The following is a 26,024-nucleotide window of genomic DNA, read 5'->3' as shown; positions in this document are numbered from 1 at the left end:
TCAATGCGTTAGCGGAGCAGGTTCCATATTTCTTTCACTTTTGCGATGCCCCGGCGGAAATTTTCCGAGGTGTTTTACAAAGACATTACACCGCCGGGCCCGGAAGCATTTGCTGCACCCTCCGGCGACGGGTTACAAAGCCGGTGTCAGGATGCTAAGGCCATGGACAGCCCATCGACTCAACGGCGGTGTCAGAGAGGTTTGCTGCTTTGCAGCGAACGGCGGAGACAGCAGACCGGGGTCGGCAATGGCGGGGGAAGGCTGGTAAGACACCAGCACGCCGGTTGCCGCTGCGTACGGAGTTCGCACGAGGGAGACGTCCATGAATGGCCGCCAGCAGTACGCTCGCTTTTACTCGCGTTCGCACGACAGTGCTGCGCGCATCATCGCTTTATTGAGTCCCTACCTGTTCTGGCTGGTGGTCGGCGCGATCACCGGAGGCATCCTGCTGATGTAGCCCTGGGATGTCACCTGGACAGTCCGGCAGCAGGCTCTGCGAATTCCCGCTTGATCAGCCATTTCAGGGCCAGATCGTACTCTTCGAAGAGTTCTGCACTGCCGACGGCGCAGGCCAGCCAGTAGATGTCGGCGCAGCATTTCTCGTCGAGTTCCGTATCGATGACCACGGCGATACTGGCTTCGCGATTCCGACCGAAGTTGCCGATGATGAACTGATTGAAGGGCCCGCGTGCGCTTTCCACGATGTTCAGACGCATGTTGCGCAGATCCAGGAGCAGCGGCAGCCGGGCGTCGTAGTCCGGGTCCTCCAGCAGTTGCTTGGCAACCTCATAGAGGTGGGCAAGGTCAACATCGGAGTCAATCTGCACGGTAATGAGCCCATCGTCTGCGCTGATGTGGTAGTCGGCGGGCATCCGCTGTCCAGTTTCAGTCCTATTTGTCGCATCATAGAGAAAGGCTTCCGGCACAACTGTGCGCTGTGTGGCATTCCCGGTGCCGGGCGGCGTGCAGCGGTTCGCAACTGACGGTAAACACAGAGGCAGGAAATGATTGAACTGGACGACGAAGTAAAAGCGCGGCTGGCCCGGGCGATCGAAGAGGGTAAAACCCTCACCGCCGCCTATGTGGATGTGCAGGACCGTCCGCACATCTCTTTCTACGGCAGCACACACGTACACGACCGCGACAAACTCGCGCTATGGGTCAGGGATCCTCAGGGTGCGCTGATCAGCACACTGCCGAGCCGTCCACATATTGCGCTCATCTACGGTGATATTGCATCCCGCGTGTACTACACCTTTGCCGGTCGTGGCAGAGTGGATGATTCTGCGGTGGTGCGTGAACGTGTTTATTCTGAGATGCACCCCATCGAGCGGCAGTTCGACCCGGACCGGAAAGGGGTGGCTGTGATCGTGGAACTGGACAAGGTCACTACTCTGAGCAAGGCTGGCAAACAGGTTCAGACCCGGGACTGAGGAGCGGTCATGATTGTCATCCTGCATGGCTGGAGTGATTCGGAGGAGTCGTTCCGGCCGCTGGCCCGCTGGCTGACCGGGCAGGATCTGGACACGCCGATACAGGAGATCCGCCTCGGCGACTATCTGACCCTGGACGACGACGTCACTTTCGCCGATCTGACCGCCGCTCTCGAGCGGGCGTGGGACGACGTCGGTCTGTCCCGGCAGGCGCGCAGCGTTGATGTGATCGTGCACAGCACCGGTGCGCTGGTGATCCGGGACTGGATGTCGGGATTGCAGGGTGACAACCCGGTCCGCCGCCTGCTGATGCTGGCGCCGGCCAACTTCGGCTCGCCGCTGGCGCGCCTGGGCAGTTCCATGATCGGTCGGGTGTTCAAGGGCTTCCGCTCCGAAAGGCGCTTCCATACCGGTACCCGCATTCTCAAGGGTCTGGAGATGGCGAGTCCTTACAGTGTGGGTCTGGCGGCGAAGGATCTGTTCGGCAATCGCTCGGTATTTGCCGCCGGTGGTGTGCTCTGCACCGTGCTGGTGGGTGTCGAGGGTTACAAAGGAATTCGTGCGGTGGCCAACAAACCGGGCACGGATGGCACGGTGTATATCGCCACTGCCAACCTCAATGCGGCGCGGCTCACGGTCGACTTCGCAGCGGATCCGCAGCAGCCCGTGTACCGATTGACCCGCTCCAATGGCAGGGCGGCGTTTGCCCGGGTGCCTGGGCACAACCACACAACCATCACGCTGAGCGAAGGTGCGGACGATGAATATCTGACCGCGCTCATCCGCAGCGCGCTCACGGTCACCGACCAGACCTTTGCTGCGCACTGTGCGCGACTGGAAGCGGCGGATGCCCAGGTCCCGCCCGGAGCTGGCGCTGCTGCCGGCGGCGGCGGTGGACCGCGAAGACTGCAGAATACAGTGCTGCACGTGCATGACGATGTCGATGCGGACGTCGATGATTTCTTCCTGGAACTGTTCGTGAAGAAAGCGCCGGGTTCCCGATCGGAATGGGAGGCAGCCACCACCCGTGTGCAGGAGAAAGTCATTACCACTGCCCATGTCTATTCCGGAAACCCTGCGTATCGCAGTCTGCTCATAGACTGTGTCGAACTTGGGCGTACGCTGCAGACCTATCCCGGAACCCTGTGCATGGCATTGACCGCTCAGCCGGACATTGCCGAGACCGGATCGGTGGGGTACCGCACTTTTGGCTGGAATGACCTGGACAGCGTGAAGCTCGACACCCGGGCAACGGAGCGCATGTTCACGCCGGACCGGACCCTGCTGGTGGAGCTGAAGATACGGCGTGAACAGGAGGCAGACGTTTTCAGACTGAAGACCCTGGGCCGCAGTCGCCGTTGAAGTATGCATCTGGATCAATTTGAGGAGAAGGCCGTGGTAACGACCTCGATGAAGAACGGGCGGACCTATTGTTTTCTGCACCTGCGCGGTGCGGGCAGAGATGATGTCGAACTTCGAGCCCGCCTCCTCGGCGAAGTGTTTCCTGCCTGGCGCCGGGATACGGTGGCGGTGTGGGGAGTGTGGAGCGGCCTGTTTGGCGTGGCCAGCAATGAGCTGCTGGTGATCGCCGCCGCTGCCGATCGGCGGCCGCTCGAAGCATTCACGCGACCGCTGAGCGGAATCGAGATCCGTGACAGTCTGCTGCTGTCGCCCACAGTGCGGCCCACGGATGATGCGCCCAGGGAGAAAGCTGGCCTGTATGTTTTCCGCTTCTTTACTGTGGCGGATGCGGATGTGGCTGAAGTGGTACGCCTGTCCGCCGAGGCCTGGAAGACCTTCGAAAACACCGCCGCCTACCAGTCCGAACCCCAGGGGCTGTTCAGCCAGTCTGGCGCCACCGGTGTCGGTCGCATGCTGCTGGTGACCTGGTACGACGGCCTCGAATCCTGGCAGAAGTCACGTCGTCCGGCGCCGGAAGCCATGGAAAATTTCCTCCGGCGTCGCGAACTCACCCGGGGAACCGTCGCGCTTGCAACTAATCTGGTAGCGGACTGGTCCTGACCGCTACCAGCGCGCGGGCAGCGTGCTGACGCCCCGCAGGGTAATGGTCTGCTTCCAGTCCGGATGCCCGGGCGCTTCGAGTTCGAGTTCCGGCAGCCGTTCCAGTAACACGGACAGTGCCTCGCAGGCTTCGATGCGGGCGAGTTGCGCACCCAGACACAGATGGATGCCGCCGCCGAAAGACAGCGGCTTGTTGCGCTCGCGACGGATATCCAGCCGGTCCGGATCCGCATAGACGGCAGGGTCCCGGTTCGCCGCGGCCAGCAGGGTGAGTACCGCGCGCCCTCTGGGCACCCTGACTCCGCACACCGTGACATCTTCGAGTGCGTCTCTGCCGGTCAGTTGCACCGAACTGTCGTAGCGCAGAAATTCCTCCACCGCACGGGGCATCAGGCTTGCATCGTCCCGGAGCAGTTTCAGCTGGTCCCTGTTGCGGAACAGTGCAATCAGCGCGTTGCCCATGAGATTGACGGTGGTTTCATGACCCGCGGCGAAGAGCAGGCCGATGTTGGAGGTGAGTTCATCCCGGCTGAGTCTGCCGAGTTCGGTCTCGCTTTCCACGAGCGCGGTAATGAGGTCGTCTTCCGGCGATCTGCGCCGCAGCTCACAGAGGCTTTCGAAGTAAGCCTGACTTTCCAGCGTGCGTGCATTGGCGGCGGCAAGCTCCTCCGGCGTCATCGGCGAAGGATCGATCAGACGGCCGTCGACACGGCTGCCTCTGACGAACTCGGCTCGATCGCTCTCGGGGACTCCAAGCATGTCGCAGATCACGATCACCGGCAGAGGGTGAGTGAACAACCGGACCAGATCACCTTCGCCCTGGTCGATGAAATCGTCGACCAGTCTGTTTGCGATGTCGCGGATGCGCGAACGCATGGTTTCGACCCTGCGCGCGTCGAAGGCCTTCACCACCAGCCCCCGCAGCCGGGTATGGTCGGGCGGATTCTTCAGCAGCATGGTGCGTCGCAGATTGCGCACTGCGGGATTCGCCTCGACCTCCCTGAGCTGTTCCTCGGTCATCATGCTGTCGTCGCTGTGGCCCAGGGCACGATCTCTGAGCACGGTCTGCACGTCCGAATAGCGGCTCACAATCATCATGTTGGCGTCTTCGAGTACCAGCAGGGGATTGGATTCCTGCAGGTGTCGATACATCGGATAGGGATCGGCAATCGTCTCCGGCGAGAAAATCGACTGGATGCTGAACTCGGCCATGGCTTCTCACAAACTGGGCGCTTGCCGCATGTTAGCCCAATTGGTGATGTCGAGGCTGTGGGTTGCCGCCGGTGTCGGGGTGCTGCTCAACAGCTCTCCTTTGCCGCCCGCTCCCAGAGGCTCTCCTCCCGGGACAGCGCCCGATCCTCACTTGCCGGGTAGCCGCTACGGCGACGCGCCGCCAGCTTTTCCAGATGGGTCTGTGCCCGGGCACACAGGCGCTCGGACTCCCGGCGTTGTCGCTGTGCTTCGGCGTTGTGACGCTTACGCGCCTTCAGGCTGATCTGTCGCGCAGACTCCAGGCGGGATTCGAGTCGGGCGAGCTGCGCGCGCTCGCTGTCGGTCAGTGGTGCGGCGCGGATGAAGCTGGTCTCAGCGAGGTCCACAGGTTCATGCACGGAATGGAGCGGACAGCCGAACTGATGGTAGTGCACCCGATCTCCGGGCCCGACACAGCGGTAGACGGCGCTGTGCGCGGCGGTCGCCGCGGTGAGCGCAGTCGCAACGGCCGTCAGCCGGGCTGTCAGACCGGACAGAACAACCGACGCCGCCACACTCCACACCATGACAAGGTGCCTCGCCTGCTCCTGCACGGGTACCTCCTCGATTCGTCCCCTGCAGTGTTGGCGGGTGTGGCGCGGTGCACCAGTGGTTCGTGCGCACTTACTGGGTGAGCAGTCTTCCCGGTTGCAGGTGAGCGATCGGCGGTGGGCGCCTTAGAGGCTGTTCAGCCATTCATCATCGGAGCCTTCGTTGATGTCCGCGAACATGAAGGTGGAGAGATACCGCTCTCCGGTATCCGGAAGCATGACCAGAATCACGCTGCCTTTTGCTGCGGTCTTTGCGACCTCCAGACCCGCCGCGAGGGTAGCCCCGGAAGAGACGCCGACGAAGATGCCTTCGTTGCGCGCAAGCTCCAGTGCGGTGGCCTTGGCCACATCCTGGTTCACCGGCACGATCTGATCGGCGATGTCGCGATTGAGCACCTGGGGAATAAAGTCCGGTGTCCAGCCCTGGATCATGTGCGGCTTCCACTCGCCACCCGCCAGCAGTGAAGCCTGCTCGGGTTCCGCGGCGATGATGCGGATGTCAGGCCGGGCTGTCTTGAGCACTTCCCCGGCACCGGTGAGCGTACCGCCGGTACCCCAGCCCGTGACCCAGAAATCGAGACGCTCGCCGGCGAAATCCTTGAGGATTTCCGGGCCGGTGGTATTGCGGTGATAGGCGGGGTTCGCTGGGTTTTCGAACTGTCTGGCCAGGAACCAGCCGTGCTGGTCCGCCAGTTCTTCTGCCCGGCGCACCATGCCGGTGCCCCGTTCGGCGGCAGGGGTAAGAATCACCCTGGCGCCCAGCGCCCGCATGATCTTGCGGCGCTCGATGGAAAAGGTTTCGACCATGGTGGCGACAAAGGGGTGGCCGGTCGCAGCACAGACCATGGCCAGGGCGATACCCGTGTTGCCGGATGTTGCTTCCACCACGGTCTGGCCGGGCTTGAGCGCGCCGGAGTCCGTCGCGTCCTTGATGATCGCGTAGGCGAGCCGGTCTTTGACCGAAGCGAGGGGGTTGAATGACTCAACTTTGACATGAATGTCAACGTGGTCGGGACCCGTGCGGTTGAGCCGCACCACGGGCGTGTTCCCGATGGTTCCCAGGATATTGTCGTAGCGCATCAGTCGTCCTCTGTCATTCCCAGGCCGGCAACCATAGCTCAAGGGTGTCCGGGAGAAAAGAATCGCCTGCCGGCAATGGCCGATTTGTGAATCTGTGACACCGGTCCGGTACCTGCGGCGCGCTCAGACGATAGGCTCCAGGACGATGTCTGTCGCAAATCCGTCAGTTCAGTTTTTCAGTCGAGGACCCCGGGTGCCGAAGCGCGAAGTTCTGCAGGATTGGGTCCTCGTGGAGAATTTCCAGGTGGACGCCTCGCAGCGCTGTTCCTATGAATATCATGTGGTTCAGGATTCTGAAGCACGCCGCATCACGCTCACCATCAAGTGTCTCGACGAGCATGCCAATACCGTGCGTCTCGATCCCACCGTGATTTCCGAAGCGGCGGCCAGTGCCGGCTATGCGGAGATTGCCGAGCGCCGGATCCGCCATCTGTTCCGCAAGGGCATGCTGGGCGGTTGACCGCATCGACTGCTCCTGCGGTCGACGGCTCACCGCAACCTGGCGGACTCCACACCACCACTTCGGGGATGCGGTGGTGTTTGATCCGGCGGAAATCAGAGATCACGCGACCTACGACAACCCCCACGTTTATGCCACCGGAGTGCGACACGTGCTGGTCAATGGGGTCCCTGTACTCAGAGATGGCGAACACACGGGGGCGCTGCCGGGTCGAGTTGTGCGAAGGCGGGGCTGGAATGACGGGGCGGGGCCGGATAGAGAGGGAGGAAAGACAGCCCGGGTAGTCGGAGTGGTTGAACCGGTGGAGTAATGTCGGGCAGCGGGTAAGCCCGCTGCCCGAGGCTTACTGTCAGTCGCCGTGGCCACCGCGACCATGTCGGCCCCGGTAACTCTTGTGACTGCTGTGCTGGTGTTTCGCCTGATGGGCGGCCCAGCGTTCCTGCATGCGTGCGCGATACTCGGCGATTCTGGCTTTTTCCTCTTCGCTCATCGCCGGCTTGCAGACCTTGTAGGTCTTGTACTTACCGAGGTCCGGGCGGTAAACGTTGCGGCGCTTGCATTCCAGCCCCGCGGCGGGTGGCTCGACCACATCGGTGCCATCAGCGACCGGATCTGTCACCTCGTCCGTCGGATCCGTGACCGGTGGTGTGTCTGTCGGGGTTTCATCGGTACCGGTACCGGTACCGGTACCGGCTACCGGGCACTGTGTCGCGGCGCAGGACTCCGGGGCCTGGGTACTGAAAGGCGTGCTGCACATCCACTGGGCCGTACCGGCATCCGTGCACATGCACGAACAGGCGTTCTGTGCGAGGGCGCCGGGTGCATAACCGGCGAAACCGGCCAGCAGAAGCAGCATTGAAGACAGGAAACTTACTCGGACTCTCATGAAGGCGACCTCCTGAACATTGTGTTGCGCAGCGCCTACTGCTCATTTCGTGACGCCTACCTTAGTGAGAGTCGGCTGCTGCAAGTGTGATCGCGGTCACGCTTGTTTCTGAGGTCTGTAAGGGGTTGTAGGCCCCTGTGGCGCATGGTGCTCTCGGGTTAGCAGACACTGACATTCTAATGCCGCGGGCTTGACGCAACGGCCCGCTGTGGCAAGGTGTCGCCACTTCGCACCCGGAAACCACACCAAATGCACCTCACCAGGTTGTTGCCTCTGCTGTTTCTGTGGGGATGTTCGGGCGCCGGACCGGTGCCAGCGGGCACCGCCGCAGCGCAGTCCGAAGCCCGGCACTGGCCACATGGCGGCATGGTTTCGGTGGCCAACCCCCTGGCCGCCGACGCCGCAGCCGAGGTGCTCGCTCGCGGTGGCCACGCCGTGGATGCCGCCATTGCCGCGCATGCGGTGCTCGGCCTGGTGGAGCCGCAGAGTTCCGGTCTGGGGGGCGGGGCCTTCATGCTCGTCTACGATCGGGTCACGGGTGCCATGCACGCTTATGACGGACGCGAAACGGCACCGGCAGGTGCGCGCGCTGACATGTTTCTGGTGGATGGCGCGGAGATGGGATTCCTGGAAGCCTGGCAGAGCGGCATGGCGGTCGGCGTGCCGGGAGTGGTTGCCCTGTATGACCTGGCCCACAGGAAACACGGCAAACTCGATCTCGGCGAAGACGTCGCCCGGGCAATCCAGCTTGCGACAGAGGGCTTTACAGTCTCTCCCAGACTGGCCGGTTTTCTGGAACAGGTACCGCGCTTCACCCGCCTGGAAGAGAACCCCGACACCGCTGCCTACTTTTATCCGAACGGCCGGGCATTGACCGCCGGTGCCCGACTGAAGAATCCGGACTATGCACGGACTCTGTCCCGGGTGATTGCAGAGGGTCCAGCCGCCTTTTACGGGGGCGACATTGCCACAGCGATGGTCAAGGCAGCCCGGGCCGAACCGAATCCCGGCACCCTTTCCCTCGAAGACCTGACCGGCTATCGGGTGGCCGAGCGCAAGGCGCTGTGTGCCCTGTCGAAGGGTCAGCGGATCTGCACCATGCCGCCACCCTCTTCGGGCCTGGCCGAGATCATGATTCTCGGCCTCTACGACAGACTCACCGCCGATCGTGTGGCTTCTGGCAGGCCGCTTACCGAAGGCCCCCACGCGCCGGGATCCTTCGCCGCAGCGGTATCCCTGCCGGCGTTCGTGGACGCCCAGCGACTGGCTTACGCGGATCGCGATCACTATGTTGCCGATGGGGATATGGTGGATGTTCCTGTCGGAGCGCTGCTTGATGCGGCCTATCTCGATGTCCGCGCCCGGGAGCGATTCCCCGCCCAGGCGACACCGGTACCGGGAGATCCCGGCGCGGTGGTGAACGGCATGCCCATCATCGATCGCTGGGGGCAGGACAACACGGACGAAGCGGCAGGTACCACCCACCTGTCGATAGTCGACACCTACGGCAATGCGGTGGCCATGACGGCCACAGTCGAAGCCGTGTTCGGTTCTTCCCGCTGGGCGGCCGGCTTTCTGCTGAACAATCAGATGACGGACTTCGCCCGCACGCCCACCCTCGACGGCCGGCCCGTGGCCAATGCCGTGGCGCCGGGCAAACGTCCGCGCTCGTCCATGTCACCGGTGATCGTGCTGGATGAAAGTGGCGAGCTGCTGCTGGTGAGTGGCTCACCGGGTGGAAACTCGATCATCGCTTATGTGGCGAAGACCCTGGTCGGTGTGCTGCGCGGCGGCGTATCGGTGCAGGAAGCGGTGGCTGCGCCGAACATCGTGGCGCGTGGTGCTGTGGTTCGCGTGGAATCCGGAGTCGCGGGGGGCGCAGCGGCGGTGACCGCGCTGACCGCTCTGGGTTATCCGGTGCAGGCGCGGGAGGGTGAAAATTCCGGGCTCCACGTTATCCTGCGGGGCCCGGATGGACTCGAAGGTGCGGCGGACCCGCGTCGCGAAGGCCGCGTGATTCCGGTTGCCCCTCCTCGCTGAAACGGGTCGCTCAGGCGGGCCGCTCAGCACGTCGGTGATGGAAACAGTCTTTTACGTCATGGAGAAATAATGTTGAACCTGCCTCGAATTGTGCGAGCGGTCCTGGCGGGATTGCTGATCGCGACGCTGCCCCTGCCGGTATCTGCCGCGAATGCTCCTGCCCGGGCACAGCACGGCATGGTGGTGTCCGCCGATCTGCACGCCTCGCGCGTCGGGGTCGCTATCCTCGAGGAGGGTGGCAACGCAATCGATGCTGCAGTGGCAGTCGCCTTCGCCCTGGCGGTGACCCATCCCACTGCGGGCAATATCGGTGGCGGCGGCTTCATCATCCACCAGCCACGGGGTGCAGATGCGGTTGCCTACGACTTCCGGGAAACCGCACCGGCCGCCGCCCATCCCGACATGTGGCTCGAGGCGGGCAAGTACAGCGCGCGCCTGCATCATCACAGTCACAAATCCGTCGGTGTGCCGGGGACGGTCGCCGGGCTGCATATGGCATGGCAGGATGCGGGCTCACTGCCCTGGGCACGGCTGATCGCTCCGGCGATCCGGCTTGCCCGGGATGGCTTCAAGCTCAGCAACGGACTGGCGCGGTCACTGGAAGAAGAACTGCCGCGCATGCAGCCTTATCCGGCGTCGATTGCGGCGTTCAGTCGAGACGGTGTTCCCTACGCCACCGGTGATCTTTTCAGGCAGCCGGACCTTGCGGCGTCCCTCAAGCGGATTGCACAGCAGGGCCCCGACGGATTCTATAAGGGCCGGACGGCCGACCTCATCGTGGCTGAGATGCAGGCGGGTGGTGGGCTCATAACCCATCAGGATCTCGCCGACTATCGTCCCCGCCGCCGTGAGCCGCTCGTTGGCGAGTACCGCGGCTTTGAGATTGTGTCCATGCCACCGCCGAGCTCCGGCGGTGTCACCCTGGTGCAGATGCTCAATGTGCTGGAAGGCTATGACATGGCCGCCAGTGGCTTTGGCTCTGCAGCCAACCTGCACCGGATGGCCGAAGCCATGCGTCGTGCCTATGCGGACAGGGCGCGTTTTCTTGGCGACCCTGATTTTGTCGAGATGCCACTGGCGCGGCTCACTTCCGACGCCCACGCCGAAAAGCAGCGGCGCAGCATCAATCCGGACCGGGCGTCCGTCTCTTCGCCGGATAATTTCGACTGGCCCGTGGAAAGCAGCGAAACCACCCACTTTTCGGTGGTCGACAAGGATCGCAACGCGGTTTCTCTCACTTACACACTCGAATATGGCTACGGTTCAGCCATCGTTGTGCCTGGTGGCGGATTTCTGCTCAACAACGAAATGGGCGATTTCAATGCGGGGGTCGGCCTGACCGACAGCAACGGGCTGATCGGCACCAGCGCGAATCTGGCGGAACCCGGCAAACGCATGCTGTCGAGCATGACACCGACCATCGTCAATCGCGGCGATGAACTGTTCATGGTGACCGGTTCACCGGGGGGTCGCACCATTATCAACACCGTGCTGCAGACCATAGTGAATGTGATCGACTACGGCATGAACGCGCAGGTGGCAGTGGATGCGGGTCGGGTGCATCACCAGTGGCTGCCGGATCGCCTCAGTTATGAAAAATATGGCTTCTCCCCCGACACCCTCGCGCTGCTGCGCTCCATGGGCCACGAGCTGGTGGAAGACGGCATTCAGGGCGTGGCGGAAGTGATCGTGGTCGCCGAGGATGGCTGGCTCGAAGGGGGTGTGGATCTGCGGGTCCCGGACGGTGCGGCGGCCGGCTACTGACCGCAGTCAGCCGGTACTTCAGTTGAGACGCACGCGCAGGGGTATGTGAGAACCTGGAGGTGCTTCGGTCATGACCCGACTCATGATGCGGTTGTCCCACTCGTAAGACACCCGGTAGCCGCTGATCCGACCTTCGCCCACGGGAATCAGGCGGCAGCCCAGGCCCAGATCCCAGGCCAGCAGTTCGGCGAGTGAGCGCTGCGGATCAGGCCGTGGCGCACACTGTTCTTCGAAACGTGGGTCGGTACGGACGGGATCCACACTGACCACGCGTGCCTGAACCACCAGCTCACCGGCGCCAGCCAGTGCTGGTGCGCTGAGTGCCAGTATCCCGAGCAGGCAGGTCAACGCCTTGTGTGTCATCTGCCGCTCCCCAGCTGATTCCAGCCCAGTGAAGTAAGGACAACCAGATCCGCACTGGTCAGACCTGAGGCTGCCACGGTCATGGCAACCACATGGCGGCCTGACCTGTCCGCACGGGTATTGAACTCGGCACCCGTGATGCGGCCATTCAGTACCCGGGCGAAACTTTCCGCCCGCATTTTCGAGTCGAATGCTACGCCCGCCTTAGTGGATGCGTTTGTGATGAGCGCGGCTTTCTGCGCACCTGTAGAGCGCTCGATGCGCTTCTGATGCCCTGCAACGGTCGATGCGTAACGGATCGCCCCTTCGGGCAGTGTTGTACTGGCGTTGATGCGGGTCGGACCATAGTTGTAGGCAGCCAGCGCGCGTTGCACATCGCCGCCACTGGCATCGAGCAGTTCCCTCAGATAGCGGGCGCCCAGTTCGATATTCAGGCAGGGGTTATACAGCTCCGAGACCCGGCGCACGCCCAGATGTCTTGCAGTACCCGGCCACTGAATCTGCATGATGCCATGGGCATTTGCGGTGGAACGGGCGTCCGGATTCAGAGCGCTTTCCGTCGTTGCAACCGCCATCAGCAGATCGACGGGTACCTTGTGCAGTTGTGACGCGGCCTGGAAGCAACTCTGATAAGAGTTTGCGGCAGCGGCGTGCAGCAGTGGACACCAGAGTGCAAACAGGGTGACCACACAGAGTGGCGCATGGCGGATCATCTGCCGGTTACCTCCGCAATCCGGGCTTCCAGTCCGGCGATCTCATCGGCGGAAGCGGCCTGATAGACAACCTGATAGGCGCCCGGTCCTTTGCGTTCCACCGCGAAGGGATGCTGGATCTCGCTGGTCAGCCGGCGGGCGAAACCGAGCGCGGAGCGCTCGCTGTGGAAGGGAACCCACACCGTGGCGGTGTCTGTTGCCGCGGCGTCGGGAGACGGCAGATCGAATGGGGCGGCCGCCAGCGCGGCCGCTTGTGTTTCTGCGGTGAAGAACGCGTCTGATTCTGCATACTCGGCTTCCGGCTCAATTCTGGGTGCAGGTGCAGGTGCAGGTGCAGGTGCAGGTGCAGGTGCAGGCGCAGGTGCAGGTGCAGGTGCAGGTGCAGGTTCAATCAAAGATGCAACCGCTGGTACAGGTGCCGGTGCGGATCGGGCTGCAGGTACGGAGTCGGTAGCGGGGACAGATGCAGAAGCGTCCGCCGCCGCACTCGTGTGATCAGTGGTGGTCCGGCCAGTCGCCACTGGCGATTGGAACAAGGCGGCAGACGTGATCTTCAGCAGGCCATGCCAGGTGGATTCAATTCGGGAGGAAGTGCTTTCGAGCAGCGCGTGGGTGGGCGCATCTACGGCGGTTGCAGCCAGCAGTGTCAGTGCTGTGCCGAAGAGCATTCCGGTCAGAAATCGCATTGAGCCTCCTTCCTTACTGGTCCGGTCGGTCAGCGGCGGCAGGTGACCGCTGATCAGGTAATCATGTTTCCCTAGAGTCGCCGTACGCCTGCCGGGGAGTTTGCGAGCTGGATCGCCTGCCACTGAACTTCATCAGGCCGTTCAGCGATGAGTTTTTCGAGATCTGCGAGCCAGCGGGTCAGGTCGGCTGGTTTTGACCCGCTGCACATGCCTTCGGCGGCGCGCAGATGCCGGTCGAGCCTTGTTGCGACATCGCGGCGTCCGGAGGCGATGGCGTAGACGCCGACTCCCGGTCGATCAGAGTTGTCGGCTGCGGGGATCTGCACCCGGTATCGCTGTTCACCTCTGTCTGAACGATCGCGCCAGATCTCACAGCTCAATCCACTGAGACGACGATCCCGGGTGGAGAAGACGAACAGATAGGCGGGCTGAAGCAGTTCGAAACTCACCTCCACGCAGGCGCCCCGCTCACCCTGGTCACGGGATTCACGGCACACGCCGACCGCTTCGGATTCATTGAATCGCATCACCGAGAGCATCTGGCGGTCGGAATGAAATCCATTCATCGCCGGCGGCGATGCGCTGGCAGGTGCGGCGACAGTCGGCAGGCCGCCGGCCTGCAGATCACTGTTCTGCCGCGCCTTGTGCACCGATGCATCGAGACCGACGACATAAACGGCGGCCACCTGCTGGGTGACGTTGCGTCCGGTATCTTCGAGCAGCAGCTGCAGCTGATGGGTCGAGCCGCTGGCGGGTTCGCTCTGCAGCGAAAGCTTCCATTCGGCTTCTTCAGCGGTACGGGTGACGGCTGCAAAGGGTGTCCGGGAGAGCCGGGTGCGCAGTTGCCCGGAAATCTGCGCGATGGCACCGGGTTCAGGCGGTGTCAGATAGAGAGGACCCTGCAGGCCATCCGGTAAGGCGCAGCGCAGGTTCTGCTCCATGAGTTCAGCGATCCGGTGGCTGTCAGTCACAGTCATCGGACTGTCTATTGAGCCGCGGGGCTGCGTTTCTACAGCGCGACTGAAGGCGCTGCGCTCCGGCGCGGTGAGACGGCCCTGCCAGTTCAGATTGACACCACTCACCCACAACGATTCCGAGACATCGATCATGCTGATGTTCGCCTTGTGGCTGGAACTGCCATCCCTTTCGAGCTCGACACCGAGCAGGTAGGTCACCGGCTGAGGCGTGCCACAGGGTTGCCGGCTTTCATTCCAGACGATACGTACCCCCGGGTACTGCAGCAGTTGCTGTGTGAGGCGCTGTTCGACAGCCTGATGCAGGCGGGAGGCAGCTTCCAGGGTGCGCCCATCCCGCATGCTCACAACCTTGATGGTTTCGCCCCGAAAACGCGGGTGACTGGCAAGGGTTTGCGCCAGTTCGGGCGCTGCTTCGCTGTCGATCCAGCGACCCAGGCTCGCACTCAGAAGTCCGCTGTCGGCCAGCGCGGCGGTGGCGCTCAGCGTGCCCGCCGCGGTTGTACTGACAGCGGCGACGAGACACAGCGCGCGGACTGTTTCAGCCGGACGCCACATGCTGCACCTCACCGAAGCGGTCAATGACAAGCTCTCCCGAGCGTACCCGGGTCATATGCCGCTCCAGTTGCTGTTCGATACGCGGCGGCAGCACGATGGCCCAGGTGAAGACGTCGACGTTACGGCCGGTGGTTCGCAGGGCATTGATAACAAGCCCTGGAATGGTCTGGGGGAGCAGCTCGTAGACCCGTCCGGGTGCGGGACTGTCGCGGAACTGATAGCTGCCGTCGAGTTTCAGTATTTCCCTGCCTGGCAGACCGCCGGTCTGTGGGCCGTGGTAGGCGTACACGCTGATTGCGCCCTTTGCGATCAGACGCAGGAAATCATTGTCCGAGGCGAAGCGCAGACTCAGTCCCGGATCGGCAGTCGCGCCTGCCGCGGCTGCAGGTGGTGCTGGCAGGATGGCGGTTTCCTGGCGCGATGGTGAGGTCGGCTGCTGTCGCGCCTTCGCATCCGGTTTCAGGGTCGGCCGGGGTGTTACCGGCTCCGGGGTCGGCCTTGGCAGAGGCTGTTCCCAGCGCGGCGACAAGGCAGGAGACATCGGTGCTGAGCTGACCTCGCGGGTTTCGATCTGCGGTGTCGGCACGGGGCTGACCTGCAGCGAATCGACAGGAGAAGCGGGCTCCGCGGCGCTGGCCGCTGCTGTTGAAGAAGCGCTGACCGTCTCTGCTGGGGAAGTGATACTCAGGGGTGTCGGAGGCCGCTCGGTGGGGGCTGCTTCTTTGACCAGGGCCAGGATGGCGATCAGGCAGAAAGCGATGATGGCCATGAAGCGCATCACGTCGGTCTGCAGCGACTCACTGTCTCCCTGAAGCGGAATCGGCCCGTAGCTCATGACAGGAGAGCCTCCTGCGGATTCGTGTGGTGATCGCCCGATTTCTGCGTATTTGAGCTGCGGACTTCGTGACTGCGCGCGCCGTTGAGAGCGTTTTCAATTCGAGTCACCATGGTAATCAGCGTGCGCATGTCCGACTGCTGATGGTCCGCGTAGTATCCGATCAGGTTCGCACCCACGGTCATGGCCTTGCCCAGGCGCATGAGATAACCACCTATCCCGCCGATGATGGTGGTGGTGAGTGCAAGCAGAATGCCGCCGTCCACCAGTTTCTGCAGGACCGAACCAGCAGAGTCGACGACGGCCTGACCAGGCTCTCCGAGGGCGGCCTGAAGCGCGCTGCGCATGCCGACCGCTGTCCAGATCACACCGATCCCGACAAACAGGTGTATCCACACATCGAGAAGCTGATCGAGTTCCACCACCTCCCGCAGCGCGGGACTGCCGGTGAGAATCCGTCGTAGCTGGTGGAGGTTCATCATGTAGAGCGTAAAAACCACACCGAACAGCCAGATCGAATGACCGAGATTGGTGGTCAGCCAGGAGCCGAGCAGGGCGCGTGATGCGTCATCCGGGTCGGCGGGTGCTGCGACCAGCAATGCGACGAGGGCCAGCACAACACCGCTGCCGATTCCCCAGCCGAACCCGAAACGGGACGCTCCCGGGGCGGAAAAAGATCCCTCGGCAACGTCGGCGGATGTCACCGCACAGCTCCGGCGGTGCAGGCACGACAGGTTGCTTCCAGCACCAGGTCGGTTTCCTTCAGCAGGTTGTCCGCCCGGTAGAAACTGGCGGCATCTGCACTGGCGCGCAACAGACCAAGCTCCTTGTCGTGCAGTTCAGCCTGCATGTCGGAGAGCACCTGACGACGGATCGGACAGGTCTGGGAGCAGGTGTTGTAGTCACCCTGCAGGGAGACGAACTTCACGTTGAAGTAGCGGTTGTAGAGCCCTTCCGCCTGGCGGCGGCTGATGATGCCGGCGTCGTTCACCCGCATCAGATAGTTGCTGAAGCGCATGCGGTTGTCCCGTGAAGGATTGGCTTCGGCGATGCTGAGCAGCTGGTGGAAATAGCTGTCGAAGCGGTGTTCACAGCCTTCGTTCATGCGTGCTTCGGTCAGCGCCATGGCCGGCTCCAGATTGCCGCGCAGATCCAGACTGCAGTGATCGGGTTCGCTCGTGGTGCAGGCGGCAAGCGCTGCCATCAGTGGCAGGGCAATCAGCAGGTTTCGTATCGGGTGTCCCATGATGTTCTCCTCAAGGCCGGGTCGGGCGGGTGAGAGCCGCTTACAGAGCCAGCGGGCTGACGAATTCGGTTTCTCCGATCGCATAGGGTGGCGATGCGACAGGCGCTTCAATACTGGCTTCACCGAAGAGAATCTCCTTCACGCCGCTCACCACGGCCGACATCTCCGGGGTGATCATTCCGAAGGACTGATTCAGCTGTTCCATCAGCGTTGCCCGCCCGATTTCTTCCTGGGTGGCGGCGATCAGCAGCGCGGCTTCCTCCATGTCGAGGTAAATGTCGGAAGCAACCACCGCGAGGGACTGACCGGGTCCTTCCTTCTGGGTGGCTACCAGGTCGTAGTACTGCTTGAAGCGATCGGACAGACGCACGCCGGAGCGACCACGCAGAGCGGGTCGATCCTTGGCTGATTCACCACGCTCAACTTCGCCGAGCAGCGTGTTCTGCAGGGAGGTTGGGGTGGTGCGCTGGCCGAGTTCCTGGCGCAGACGTTTTTCAAGGCTGTTGCGGGTGTTGTCGACCGCCCGCTCCATCTGGGGCAGACGTTCGCTCATCACGTCGAGCATCTCGAGATAAGTTGCGCCGATCTGTTTCGCGATGCGCTCACAACCCTGATCACCCTCTGAGCCCTGACAGAGGCTTTCGGTGTAGAGCTGCTGCTGCAGGTCCAGGCGCTCGATGATGCCCTGGAGATTGTTCTCCATATCTTCCGCCGCCTGACCTGTCTCGCGGATGTCTTCGAGGACGTTGGTCGGAAACAGGCGTACCACCGGACCCGAACCGCCGCCTGCGGCGAAGGCGGTGGGTGCCATAGTCAGGAGGATTGAAGTCAACAGAGCTGGAGCCAACGGGTTTGGAGCCGGACGGGTGGGAAGCCGCAGGGCAGACGATGCCAGCCTCAACAGTCTGCGCAGGGGTCGGGTCAGTGCGGTGGGCGCCTTCATGGGTGCGTTCTCCTTTCGAGTTCAGCCGTGCTGAATGTGCTGCGGGATATGCGAATCCCCTGTGTTGATAGTCACGTTAGCCATTGCTGAATGAACCGGACCTGAATGACGGGTGTGCATTCGCATCAACTGGAAAAATCAGGGGTGACCTCAACCTGCACGCGAATCTCGTCACCCGGGTGATCGCTGACCCGCTTGACGAAGCGCTGGCCCGCGTATTCATAGGTCACGTCGTAGGCGATCACTTCGTCGACCGTTCGCTCCCGGTAACCGGTTTCGCAGATTCTTCGGCTCCGCGGCTGCCTGTAGTCGTCGTAGTGATAGCCATTGTGTTGCGCGACTGACTGGCGGGCGATTGACGAGCCGGCGAAGGCACCGATCACAGTCAGCGCCGTGCGACCACTGCCTCCGCCGAACTGGTTCCCCACGAGGCCGCCGATCAGGCCCCCGAGGATCCCCGGTACCACCGCGTCGCGCTGTCGGTAGGGACGCCTGTGTTCGCGATAGCTGTAGGCGGGCTCGACGGTGCGACACTCCTGCACCGGGTGGCTGACTGTGCGGCGACTGGTGACGGGCGAAACGTCGATGACCGGCACAGCGATGTAATATGCGTTATCTGAGTTGCCCGCCATGGGTGCTGCCTGTCCCGTGACCGTTGCGAGGGAGCCGATCAGTGCGGCGATTGTCATCAGGTGGCGGTACATGTGCCCTCTCCCTTCAAGCGGATTGGCGTCCATGGTAGGGCGGGGAAGTTAAACAGGACCTGAACGACAACGGCACAGGGAGCACCCGATGACCCGGCTCGACAGACAGAAGTGGGACAGACGCTACTCACGAGGCAGTGAACTGGCAGGCGCTCAGCCCAGCGAGTGGCTGTTACGGAGCCTGGCACTGGCCGGCTTTGATCGGGGCGATGGCAGGGCGGCGCTGGATGTTGCCTGTGGCACCGGGCGAGACGCGCTCTATCTGGCCGCTCTCGGATTCTCCGTGGATGCGGTGGATATCTCCCCCGTTGCACTGGCCCAGGCGAGCGCGGCGAGCCGGGAGCGGGAGCTCAGCATCAACTGGCTGGAGGCCGATCTGGATCTGGCCTTCCGTCCGCCCCGGACCTATGACCTCATCCTCATGATTCACTATGTGAATCTGCCGCTCATGGAGAAACTCACCCTGGCATTGCGCCCGGGCGGCTGGCTCGTGTCCGAGCAGTACCTGCACACCAGTGGTGTGCAGGTTGGCCCCAGGCGGGCCGAGTACCGGGTCGCCTCAGGCGCGCTGGCAGCGGCCTGTGGAGATCTGGAGATCGTGGAGCAGGAAGAAGGAACCAGCCGGGACAGACTGGGCCGGACCCTCGCGGTTTCCCGGGTTGCGGCAAGACGTTCGGTACTCGGTCATTGATATATGTATAAAATAATTGACATGAGGTAAATAAAAACATACCTTGAGTCGGTAATTTTTGACGGAGACCCGGTCGCTGTAGCGGGTCGCTGTAGCGGGTCGCTGTAGCCGGTCGCTGTAGCGGGTCGCTGTCACCGGTGTTGCCACAGGTCACGACAGCGGGCCTCGATAACTCAAGGAGAACGAATATGAACCGCCCAAAGCCTCCGGAGTCCCGGATCGCGTGCCGAATGGACCGGTGCTGCACTGCGTCGAGCCACAGATCCCGGGCAATCCCCGCAGGGGGTGCGCTATGAGCGGGGGCTCCGGCGAGGAATTCTCCTTCAAAGAAAAGAGTCTGCTGATTTCCCTGCTGGCGATCCTGGTTCTCTACGGCGCCTACTTTCTCCGGGTACTCGGTGGAGAGGCACAACCCGTCCTGACCGCCATGCTCCAGGAAATGATCGGCATCGTGATCGCGCTGATAGTCGTGCACATCGTCTACCACTCGGTGATCAGTCTCGACGACGCACCCGGCAGAGACGATGAACGGGATAAGGCCATCGATCGCCGTGCCGGATCGATCAGTCATGTCATCCTGGTGATTGCCGTGATCACCGTGCTGGCCCGGATTCTCATCGTCGGCGCCTGGGGTGAGTCGGCGGATGAAAGTCTGATCTCGCTGTTTGAGATCGCTAATCTGCTGCTGGCCGGACTGGTGGCGAGCGAGGTCGTGCACTATGCGGCACAGCTGTACTTCTATCGGCGCGGCTTGTGAGGGACCGGATGGTGTGGGCCGCAAGTGATTCTGCCGGCTGTCTTCGATGAGCCGCAGCAGTCCGATCCGCAATGACATTCGCCGGCTGCGCTTCGCAGCGGAAGAGATGACCCAGCAGGGACTGGCGGAGTGCATCGGCGTGACACGTCAGACGGTGAACGCCATCGAAGGGGGCAAGTATTCCCCCTCGCTGGAGGTCGCCTTCCGTATCGCCCACGTCTTCGGCGTGTCCCTCGATGAGGTGTTTGTCTACTACCCCGAGGATGATGACGGACTCAAGCAGGTCTGAACTGCCCCGGTCTGGAGATTGCTGCTAAGCTTGCCGCTGTTGCGCGCATCGGGAGGGGTTCAAGTGCAGGCTGTTCGATCATCCATGCTGCTTGTCTGTCTGCTGATATGCGCTCCGCACGGGGTGTCTGCGGCGGGCCTCGAGCCGGAACTCGGTAGTGTGGCGAAGATGGCCGCACCGTCGGACCACTGGTTCATCACCCTTGGCTTCCTCGGTGGCGGAACCATCTTCGATGGGGATTCGGGTGAAATGCAGGGCCGGGTGCATGTGACCAGCTACTCCCCGGGTATGGTCATCGATGAGCGTCGGCAGCGTTTCTATGTACCCGGCGCGCACTATTCACGCGGCAGCTATGGTGAACGGACCGATCTGATCGTCGTCCAGGACATGACCACGCTCACTCCGGTCACTGAGATCGAAATACCGAAAAAGCTCGCCGGCGTGTTCAACCGTGCGGTCATCAATCCCGTCGGCGACAAGCTCATCGGTGTCTACAACATGACCCCTGCGATGTCTGTCAGCATCGTGGATGTCCAGTCCGAGACGTTCGTGGGTGAGATATCCACCGCCGGATGTGCACTCGTCTTTCCCCTGTCCGGACGTCGCTTCATGCAGATCTGCGGAGATGGCACGGTGCAGGTGATCGAACTCGATCAGCAGGGCAGAGAGCGCAGCCGCACCCGCAGCAGAGTGTTTTTTGATCCGGAAAAAGATCCGGTTTTTGATCAGGCACTGGCCCGGCCGGAAGGCTGGATGCTGATTTCCTTCGAAGGGCTGGTCTACGACGTTCGCATCACGGACAAAATCACGATTGCCGAACCCTGGTCGCTGCTTGATGAGGCAGATGTCGCGGAGAAGTGGCGGACAGGCGGCAGCCCGCCCTTCGCTTACAACGCAAAGGCCGGCGTGCTGCTTGCCCTCATGCACCAGGGTGGAGCGGATACCCATGAAGAGCCGGGTACCGAGATCTGGGCCTTCAGCGTGGACCACAGACGTCGAGGGTACCGGCTTGCGCTGGAAGACCCGGCGAGCTCCATAGCGGTCAGTCTCGATGAAGACCCGCTCCTGTACGTTCCCGGGAGTGGCAAGGTCCGGGTGCACGGGGCGCGCACCGGGCGATGGCTGCGCACCATAGAAGAGTCAGGCGCCTTCGCTTCCAGAATTCAGGTCTTCGGGGAATTCAAATGAGTATTGCAGGCAGAATCTGGGCAGACATGGATGCAGGGGTCACCCGTTCGACCCGGGATCTCGCGAAGCGGGTGTCGCGGCGCGGATTTCTCGCCCGGCTCGGGACGCTGCTGGTGGGCGCCGGTGCCATGCCTCTCCTGCCGGTCGCGCGTGAAGCCAATGCCGCCGGCGCGGGAATTCCGGAGCTCGGGGACCCGCAGAGTTGCGACTACTGGCGCTATTGTGCATTCGGTGGCTTTCTCTGCAGCTGCTGCGGCGGTTCCCACACCCAGTGCCCGCCGGGAACAGAACTCTCACCGGTAACCTGGGTGGGCACCTGCCTCAATCCGGCGGACGGCAAGCACTACCTGATCTCTTATAACGACTGCTGCGGAAAGTCGGTCTGTGGCCGCTGCGGCTGCCACCGCACCGAGGGCGACAAGCCCATCTACTATCCTTCGAAAAGCAACGACATCCTCTGGTGCTTCGGTACTCAGAGTCACAGCTACCACTGCACCGTGGCGCTGGTGCTGAGCGAAACGAGCGCAGTCTAGTGGCCGGAAATGCCCGTTGCTGGCCACCAGGGAGATCCGAATACCGGATGAGCGTCTCCCCGGCGAGTTTCGCCGCAACCGCTTTCCTCTGGCTGGCCACACTGCTGGCAGCAGGAACAGCCGTGGCGGAAGATCCGAAAATCGCTTACTGGCTGCACTGCGCCGGCTGCCATGGCCTGGAAGGTAAAGGTGCACCGCCGGAGGTGCCAACACTAGTGGATGTGCCAGGGGCCATTGCCGCTCTTCCCGGTGGGCGCGAGTATCTGGTGCGGGTACCCGGGGTTTCCCTGGCACCGCTGTCGGACGACCGGCTCGCGGAGGTGGTGAACTACATGCTTACCCGCTTCTCGACCGCAGCGCTGGCCGCCGATTTCGAACCTTACACCCCGGGGGAAATCGCCCGTTTCCGCAGCGCGCCCCTGGATGACCCGCTGCGGACCCGCAGGGAACTGCTTGCCGCCGCTGGTCGGCCGAATCTCTGAAGTGAAGCGGCAACTCCCGGTTCTGTTATGTCTGCTGCTGTGCGGCTGTGGCTATTCGCCGGAAGAACTCGAGGCGGCGTTCCGCGACGGGCATCGCGCCGGCATCATCTGGTGCAAGCGCGAGGAGCCGGCACCGGACCCGGACCTGGATGCGGAACTGCTGACGCATTGGCGTCAGGGCTTCGAGCAGTCGGTGTCGGTACAGTGTCAATCGCGTGCAGCTGAGATCGTCTGGCCTGCAGATATTCCGGAGAGCAGATGACGCTGGTACGCAACGCGGTCACGGATTTTCTCAAACTCGAAGCATCCGGGGGGATCATCCTGGTTGCCGCTGCGCTGTTGGCGCTGGTGCTGTCGAATTCGCCCCTGAACTGGTTGTATGAGGCATTTACCCGGGTACCCGTGGCCATTCAGGTGGGTGCTCTGGAGATCAACAAGCCGCTGCTGCTCTGGATCAACGATGGCCTCATGGCTGTGTTCTTTTTTCTGGTCGGCCTCGAACTGAAACGCGAAATTCTCGAAGGCGAATTGTCGACGCCGTCGCAGGTGGTATTGCCGGCAGGTGCTGCGATCGGCGGTTTCGTGGTACCGGCAGTAATCTATTACCTGCTGAATGCGGACAACGCGGTGAGCGTGGATGGCTGGGCCATCCCCGCTGCTACCGACATCGCCTTTGCGCTGGGTGTATTGACGCTGCTGGGCGATCGGGTGCCGCCGGCTCTGAAAGTATTTCTCGTCTCGCTGGCCATTTTTGATGATCTGGCGGCAATCGTGGTAATTGCACTGTTCTTCACAAGTGAGCTGTCGGTACTCTCTCTCGGGCTGGGCCTTTCCGGTGTGTGCGGGCTTGTCATACTGAAAATGCGCGGGGTGAAACGTATTGGCCCCTACCTCCTGGTAGGGCTGTTCATCTGGGTCTGTGTACTGAAAAGTGGTGTGCATGCCACGCTGGCTGGTGTGGTGACGGCACTGTTCATTCCGCTGCGGGATGAAAATGAAGCCTATGAAGGCTCACCACTGCGGCACCTGGAGCATGTCCTGCATCCCTGGGTGGCGTTCATGATCCTGCCGCTGTTCGCATTCTCCAATGCGGGCGTTTCCTTCAGCGGCATGAGCGTGAGCATTCTTGCCGAGCCGGTCCCGCTGGGCATCGCTGCCGGTCTGTTTGTCGGTAAGCAGGCGGGGGTTTTTCTGACCTGTGGGCTGCTCATCCTCCTCGGTGTATGCCGTCTTCCCCAGGGGGTGGACTGGCTGTCGCTCTATGGGGTTGCGGTGCTCACAGGAATCGGATTCACCATGAGCCTGTTCATCGGCTCGCTGGCCTTTGAGCACGTGGGATTCGATTACGGCGCCGGAGTTCGCGCCGGCGTGCTGGCAGGCTCGATACTGTCAGCAGTCTTCGGCTACGGGATTCTGCGTGTGGCCCTGCGTCGCCGCTGAATCAGTCCTCAAGGCGGGAAACCGGCAGTGAAAGATTGGTGAGCATGGCGATCGCGCGGATCGCAAAGCACAAACCGATACTGGTGACGACGGCCATGTCATCGGGAACAGCGAACCCTTTCAGCAGGCAATAGCAGCCCGCGCCCGCTACCGCGGCGCTGGCATAGATTTCCTTGTGCAGGACCAGAGGCAGCTCGTTGCACACCACATCTCTGAGGATGCCCCCGACGACTGCAGTCGTGACACCCAGCATGACAGCCACCAGGGTACTGTCTGTCAGCAGATAGGCGCTGCGGGCGCCGAGTACGGCAAACACGCTCAATCCTATGGCGTCTGCCCAGACAAGCACCCGGGTACGGCGGAAATGTTTACCGGCTAGGAAGACGGATACTGCCGCAGCGAAGGCAACCCAGATGTTCAGCTGATCCGAGATCCAGAATGGCTGCACGTCGAGCAGCAGATCGCGCACGGTTCCGCCTCCGACAGCTGGCAGCAGGGCGACGAACACGAATCCGAAGATGTCCATCCCTTTGCGTCCTGCAGCAAGGGCGCCGGACGCTGCGAAAGCGAATACACCGAGATAACCGAGTAGCTCGAGTGCGCTGTACATCCGCGGGCGTTTCCTTAAATTCAAACCGACCGGTGCCGGGTTCACTGGTAGGATACCGCGTCGTCGTCGATCGAGTATTTCCATGTTCACGGTCATCCGGCAGGCCTCCGTGCTGCTGCTGGTCCTGTTTCTGCATCCCAGCTCTCATGTTCAGGCTGGTGAACCGGCGGGTACCGCCCTGACCGCTGATCGGTCGGTTATCGAATACGACCGCGAAATGCGCATGCTGGCCGGCCGCGAAAAAGTGCGCCGTGCGCTCGCGCAGATTGATCGGGAAGATCCGGCAAGCACTGCTCAACTCATTGAGCTCACCCAGATCCCGGCGCCACCCTTCGCGGAGGAGGCCCGGGCACGCCGCTTTGCCGAACTCGCCCGGGCGTTACAGGTCGGGGTGGTGGAGACGGATGAGGCAGGAAACGTCTACGTGCGGCGGCCGGGGCGTGGTCCGGATCGCATACCCGGCGAGGAAGGTTATACGATTGCCATGGCTGCGCACCTCGATACGGTATTTCCCGCAGGCACTGACGTAACAGTGCGCCGGGAGGGGCAACGGTTGCTGGCGCCCGGAATCGCGGACAATGCCCGGGGCCTTGTGTTGCTGCTCCTGCTGATGTCGGCGATCGAGGTCGCCGACCTGCATACCGCGGCTGATCTGCTGTTTGTGGCAACGGTCGGCGAAGAAGGCCTCGGCGATCTGCGCGGCGTCAAGCACCTGCTGCGGGACGGCGGCCCCCGGATCGACGAGTTCATCGCCATCGATGGCGGCAGTGATGAACGGGTCCTCAACCAGGCGATCGGCTCGCTGCGCTACCGGTTGACCTTCCGCGGTCCTGGCGGGCATTCCTGGGGTGCTTTCGGACTCGGCAATCCGGCCCATGCGCTGGCCAGTGCCATTCATCACTTCGATCTGGCCGCAGCGGACTTCGTCCGGTCGGCACCCCGCACGACCTACAATGTCGGTCGCATCGGTGGCGGAACATCGGTCAACGCAGTGCCTTTCGAGAACTGGGCGGAAATCGACATGCGATCGGAATCACCAGCAGCGCTGCTGACCATCGATGAACTGCTGCACGCTGCGGTAGCCACCGCGCTGGACGATCACAATGCGCAGCGAGACCGGGGTGATCGGTTGACTGTAGAAATCAGGCGTATCGGCGATCGCCCTTCCGGCATCGTCGATCCGCGGACACCTCTGATTCAACGCGCGATGGCGGCTGCCCGTTTCTTTGGTATTGAGCCGCTGCTGAGTTCGGGATCAACGGACGCCAACGTCCCCATCGCCCGGGGTATTCCTGCCACGACGATCAGCCGGGGCGGGAAGAGCGGCGGCGCGCACGCACTGGACGAATGGTGGTCACCAGAGGATTCGGCTCGAGGGGTGAAGAAAGCGCTGCTGCTGCTGCTCGCGAGTGCGGGTGTAACGGATGGCTGAATGCCACCCTTCCGGCGGGGGCCGGCGCGCGGCCTTTTGATTCCACCTGCCCGACACTTCGCTGCAGGTGTGCACGGGCGGACCGCGCGGCTA

Annotated in this window: 32 protein-coding genes; 17 read left to right on the top strand and 15 right to left on the bottom strand. The window is 62.5% G+C overall.

Features of this window, described 5'->3' with window-relative positions:
- Positions 1–322 precede the first annotated feature (322 nt).
- A complete protein-coding gene (locus tag R3E82_19235) occupies positions 323–457 on the top strand; it encodes a hypothetical protein (GenBank protein MEZ5553025.1) in 135 nt (44 codons plus the stop codon).
- 10 nt (positions 458–467) lie between these two features.
- On the opposite strand, the gene R3E82_19230 is transcribed toward R3E82_19235, so the two are convergent.
- Complete coding sequence (locus R3E82_19230; GenBank protein ID MEZ5553024.1) at positions 468–872, bottom strand: hypothetical protein; 405 nt, start codon at positions 870–872, stop codon at positions 468–470.
- 132 nt (positions 873–1,004) lie between these two features.
- Between R3E82_19230 and R3E82_19225 the strand changes: the two genes are divergently transcribed.
- Genes R3E82_19225 through R3E82_19215 form a run of 3 tightly spaced genes read left to right on the top strand, consistent with a single transcriptional unit; the run spans position 1,005 to position 3,455 of the window.
- A complete protein-coding gene (locus R3E82_19225; protein ID MEZ5553023.1) occupies positions 1,005–1,433 on the top strand; it encodes a hypothetical protein in 429 nt (142 codons plus the stop codon).
- Between the two features lie 9 nt (positions 1,434–1,442).
- Entirely contained in the window at positions 1,443–2,795 is a 1,353-nt protein-coding gene (locus R3E82_19220) for an alpha/beta hydrolase (GenBank protein ID MEZ5553022.1), read from the top strand.
- A gap of 33 nt (positions 2,796–2,828) precedes the next feature.
- Positions 2,829–3,455, top strand: a complete 627-nt coding sequence (locus tag R3E82_19215; protein MEZ5553021.1) for a hypothetical protein — start codon at positions 2,829–2,831, stop codon at positions 3,453–3,455.
- A gap of 3 nt (positions 3,456–3,458) precedes the next feature.
- Here the strand turns inward: R3E82_19215 and R3E82_19210 are convergent, their stop codons facing one another.
- The 3 genes from R3E82_19210 to cysK all read right to left on the bottom strand — a co-directional run bounded on the left by R3E82_19210 (position 3,459) and on the right by cysK (position 6,337).
- Entirely contained in the window at positions 3,459–4,667 is a 1,209-nt protein-coding gene (locus R3E82_19210) for a cytochrome P450 (protein ID MEZ5553020.1), read from the bottom strand.
- An 86-nt stretch (positions 4,668–4,753) separates the two neighbouring features.
- Complete coding sequence (locus R3E82_19205; GenBank protein MEZ5553019.1) at positions 4,754–5,260, bottom strand: hypothetical protein; 507 nt, start codon at positions 5,258–5,260, stop codon at positions 4,754–4,756.
- 123 nt (positions 5,261–5,383) lie between these two features.
- Positions 5,384–6,337: a cysteine synthase A gene (gene cysK / locus R3E82_19200; protein ID MEZ5553018.1), complete on the bottom strand. Its 954-nt coding sequence runs from the start codon at positions 6,335–6,337 to the stop codon at positions 5,384–5,386.
- Positions 6,338–6,530: 193 nt separating this feature from the next.
- Here cysK and R3E82_19195 point away from each other — a divergent pair, with 193 nt between their 5' ends.
- Together R3E82_19195 and R3E82_19190 are read left to right on the top strand one after the other, a co-directional pair.
- Complete coding sequence (locus tag R3E82_19195; GenBank protein MEZ5553017.1) at positions 6,531–6,797, top strand: hypothetical protein; 267 nt, start codon at positions 6,531–6,533, stop codon at positions 6,795–6,797.
- Positions 6,798–6,873: 76 nt separating this feature from the next.
- Positions 6,874–7,107, top strand: a complete 234-nt coding sequence (locus R3E82_19190; protein ID MEZ5553016.1) for a hypothetical protein — start codon at positions 6,874–6,876, stop codon at positions 7,105–7,107.
- A gap of 39 nt (positions 7,108–7,146) precedes the next feature.
- Here the strand turns inward: R3E82_19190 and R3E82_19185 are convergent, their stop codons facing one another.
- Positions 7,147–7,683: a hypothetical protein gene (locus R3E82_19185; GenBank protein ID MEZ5553015.1), complete on the bottom strand. Its 537-nt coding sequence runs from the start codon at positions 7,681–7,683 to the stop codon at positions 7,147–7,149.
- Positions 7,684–7,932: 249 nt separating this feature from the next.
- On the opposite strand from R3E82_19185, the gene R3E82_19180 reads away from it, so the two are divergent.
- Complete coding sequence (locus R3E82_19180; protein ID MEZ5553014.1) at positions 7,933–9,723, top strand: gamma-glutamyltransferase family protein; 1,791 nt, start codon at positions 7,933–7,935, stop codon at positions 9,721–9,723.
- A gap of 69 nt (positions 9,724–9,792) precedes the next feature.
- Positions 9,793–11,487, top strand: a complete 1,695-nt coding sequence (gene ggt / locus R3E82_19175; GenBank protein MEZ5553013.1) for a gamma-glutamyltransferase — start codon at positions 9,793–9,795, stop codon at positions 11,485–11,487.
- 18 nt (positions 11,488–11,505) lie between these two features.
- On the opposite strand, the gene R3E82_19170 is transcribed toward ggt, so the two are convergent.
- From R3E82_19170 to R3E82_19130, 9 genes are all read right to left on the bottom strand, one after another.
- Entirely contained in the window at positions 11,506–11,850 is a 345-nt protein-coding gene (locus R3E82_19170; protein ID MEZ5553012.1) for a hypothetical protein, read from the bottom strand.
- Positions 11,847–12,563 (bottom strand): lytic transglycosylase domain-containing protein, encoded by a 717-nt coding sequence (locus R3E82_19165; GenBank protein MEZ5553011.1) that lies wholly within the window; start codon positions 12,561–12,563, stop codon positions 11,847–11,849. The genes R3E82_19170 and R3E82_19165 overlap by 4 nt, the downstream gene beginning before the upstream one ends.
- Positions 12,560–13,249 (bottom strand): hypothetical protein, encoded by a 690-nt coding sequence (locus tag R3E82_19160; protein MEZ5553010.1) that lies wholly within the window; start codon positions 13,247–13,249, stop codon positions 12,560–12,562. The genes R3E82_19165 and R3E82_19160 overlap by 4 nt, the downstream gene beginning before the upstream one ends.
- Positions 13,250–13,320: 71 nt before the next feature.
- Positions 13,321–14,781: a hypothetical protein gene (locus R3E82_19155; protein ID MEZ5553009.1), complete on the bottom strand. Its 1,461-nt coding sequence runs from the start codon at positions 14,779–14,781 to the stop codon at positions 13,321–13,323.
- A complete protein-coding gene (locus R3E82_19150) occupies positions 14,765–15,616 on the bottom strand; it encodes a hypothetical protein (GenBank protein MEZ5553008.1) in 852 nt (283 codons plus the stop codon). The genes R3E82_19155 and R3E82_19150 overlap by 17 nt, the downstream gene beginning before the upstream one ends.
- Positions 15,613–16,320 (bottom strand): hypothetical protein, encoded by a 708-nt coding sequence (locus tag R3E82_19145; protein MEZ5553007.1) that lies wholly within the window; start codon positions 16,318–16,320, stop codon positions 15,613–15,615. The genes R3E82_19150 and R3E82_19145 overlap by 4 nt, the downstream gene beginning before the upstream one ends.
- Entirely contained in the window at positions 16,317–16,862 is a 546-nt protein-coding gene (locus R3E82_19140) for a hypothetical protein (protein MEZ5553006.1), read from the bottom strand. Before R3E82_19140 ends, R3E82_19145 begins: the two co-directional genes overlap by 4 nt.
- A 40-nt stretch (positions 16,863–16,902) precedes the next feature.
- Positions 16,903–17,805, bottom strand: a complete 903-nt coding sequence (locus tag R3E82_19135) for a hypothetical protein (GenBank protein MEZ5553005.1) — start codon at positions 17,803–17,805, stop codon at positions 16,903–16,905.
- A gap of 125 nt (positions 17,806–17,930) precedes the next feature.
- Positions 17,931–18,509 carry a glycine zipper 2TM domain-containing protein gene (locus R3E82_19130; protein ID MEZ5553004.1) on the bottom strand — a complete coding sequence of 193 codons (579 nt, stop codon included), beginning with the start codon at positions 18,507–18,509 and terminating at the stop codon, positions 17,931–17,933.
- A gap of 88 nt (positions 18,510–18,597) precedes the next feature.
- Between R3E82_19130 and R3E82_19125 the strand changes: the two genes are divergently transcribed.
- From R3E82_19125 to nhaA, 8 genes are all read left to right on the top strand, one after another.
- A complete protein-coding gene (locus R3E82_19125; protein MEZ5553003.1) occupies positions 18,598–19,200 on the top strand; it encodes a class I SAM-dependent methyltransferase in 603 nt (200 codons plus the stop codon).
- Between the two features lie 292 nt (positions 19,201–19,492).
- Positions 19,493–19,957 (top strand): hypothetical protein, encoded by a 465-nt coding sequence (locus R3E82_19120; GenBank protein MEZ5553002.1) that lies wholly within the window; start codon positions 19,493–19,495, stop codon positions 19,955–19,957.
- A 46-nt stretch (positions 19,958–20,003) separates the two neighbouring features.
- Positions 20,004–20,246: a helix-turn-helix transcriptional regulator gene (locus R3E82_19115; protein MEZ5553001.1), complete on the top strand. Its 243-nt coding sequence runs from the start codon at positions 20,004–20,006 to the stop codon at positions 20,244–20,246.
- Positions 20,247–20,309: 63 nt separating this feature from the next.
- Positions 20,310–21,434 carry an amine dehydrogenase large subunit gene (locus R3E82_19110; GenBank protein MEZ5553000.1) on the top strand — a complete coding sequence of 375 codons (1,125 nt, stop codon included), beginning with the start codon at positions 20,310–20,312 and terminating at the stop codon, positions 21,432–21,434.
- Entirely contained in the window at positions 21,431–21,967 is a 537-nt protein-coding gene (locus tag R3E82_19105) for a methylamine dehydrogenase light chain (protein MEZ5552999.1), read from the top strand. The genes R3E82_19110 and R3E82_19105 overlap by 4 nt, the downstream gene beginning before the upstream one ends.
- Before the next feature lie 47 nt (positions 21,968–22,014).
- The gene (locus R3E82_19100; GenBank protein MEZ5552998.1) at positions 22,015–22,449 is read left to right on the top strand and encodes a hypothetical protein; all 435 of its coding nucleotides are present in this window, start codon (positions 22,015–22,017) and stop codon (positions 22,447–22,449) included.
- 1 nt (position 22,450) lies between these two features.
- Complete coding sequence (locus tag R3E82_19095; GenBank protein MEZ5552997.1) at positions 22,451–22,711, top strand: hypothetical protein; 261 nt, start codon at positions 22,451–22,453, stop codon at positions 22,709–22,711.
- Positions 22,708–23,889: a Na+/H+ antiporter NhaA gene (nhaA, locus tag R3E82_19090; GenBank protein MEZ5552996.1), complete on the top strand. Its 1,182-nt coding sequence runs from the start codon at positions 22,708–22,710 to the stop codon at positions 23,887–23,889. The genes R3E82_19095 and nhaA overlap by 4 nt, the downstream gene beginning before the upstream one ends.
- Position 23,890: 1 nt before the next feature.
- On the opposite strand, the gene R3E82_19085 is transcribed toward nhaA, so the two are convergent.
- Positions 23,891–24,499 carry a trimeric intracellular cation channel family protein gene (locus tag R3E82_19085; GenBank protein MEZ5552995.1) on the bottom strand — a complete coding sequence of 203 codons (609 nt, stop codon included), beginning with the start codon at positions 24,497–24,499 and terminating at the stop codon, positions 23,891–23,893.
- 82 nt (positions 24,500–24,581) lie between these two features.
- On the opposite strand from R3E82_19085, the gene R3E82_19080 reads away from it, so the two are divergent.
- Positions 24,582–25,931 carry a M20/M25/M40 family metallo-hydrolase gene (locus R3E82_19080; protein MEZ5552994.1) on the top strand — a complete coding sequence of 450 codons (1,350 nt, stop codon included), beginning with the start codon at positions 24,582–24,584 and terminating at the stop codon, positions 25,929–25,931.
- Positions 25,932–26,024: the final 93 nt, after the last annotated feature.

It is taken from the genome of Pseudomonadales bacterium (genome assembly GCA_041395945.1).
GTDB lineage: Bacteria > Pseudomonadota > Gammaproteobacteria > Pseudomonadales > Azotimanducaceae > SZUA-309.
This window is presented reverse-complemented; position numbering and strand designations above follow the sequence as displayed.